Origin of the sequence: Kitasatospora griseola (assembly GCF_014648555.1) — a bacterium.
Lineage (GTDB): Bacteria > Actinomycetota > Actinomycetes > Streptomycetales > Streptomycetaceae > Kitasatospora > Kitasatospora griseola.
The window spans coordinates 1-807 of the sequence record NZ_BMRI01000113.1; the positions used below are offsets into that span (position 1 = coordinate 1).

At 68.5% G+C, this 807-nt stretch carries 1 protein-coding gene; it reads right to left on the minus strand.

The genetic code is table 11. From position 1 onward, the window contains the following. Nucleotides 1-258: 258 nt before the first annotated feature. The coding region (locus tag IEZ12_RS37355) for an Hsp70 family protein (RefSeq protein WP_189278887.1) at nucleotides 259-807 on the minus strand (549 nt) is incomplete at its 5' end.

The following is an 807-nucleotide window of genomic DNA, read 5'->3' on the forward strand; positions in this document are numbered from 1 at the left end:
CAGGCGTCACAACCGACCTTTGGACTCCCTCGCGTCATTTCATGCACGCCAGCGAGCCCTTGGCATCAATCATCTAGTGGGCCGTGACACAGATGATCCGCGGACTCGTGCAGTCGACCGTGCGGACGGCGTCCGGGCCGAGCCGACGAGCTGGCAGGGCCTCGAAGTCGCCCTGGCGGTGGTCCTTCGTCCACTCGTGGTCGACGCCGGTATCCTGCTACGCCCGACGCGCGGCCTGGCTCGGACTGCTGGGTGGGCTCATCCGGCGTCTGTACTCGGCTTCTCGTCGTCGACGATCTCTGCATCGACGACCTCCTCCTCGTCGCCGCTCTGCGTCGGGCCGGTGCCGGCCGGGGCTTGCGGGCCACCGGCCTGGGCGTAGAGGGCGGTGCCGATCTTCTGTGCGACGGTGGCCGCGCGCTCCATCGAGGTGCGGATGGCCGGGCTGTCCTCGCCCTTGAGCTTGTCCTTCAGGTCCGCCAGGGCCCCGTTGACCTCGGACGTGACGTCTGAGGGGATCTTGTCCGGGTTGTCCTGGAGGACCTTCTCGGTGGAGTAGACGAGGTGTTCGGCCTGGTTGCGGGTCTCGGCGGCCTCCTTGCGGCGGCGGTCCTCCTCGGCGTGCTGCTCGGCCTCGCGAATCATCCGGTCGATGTCCTGCTTGGGTAGGGAGGAGCCGCCGGTGACGGTCATCTTCTGTTCCCGTCCGGTGCCGAGGTCCTTGGCAGCGACGTGCATGATGCCGTTGGCGTCGATGTCGAAGGTGACCTCGATCTGCGGCAGGCCGCGGGGGGCCGGCGGCAGGCC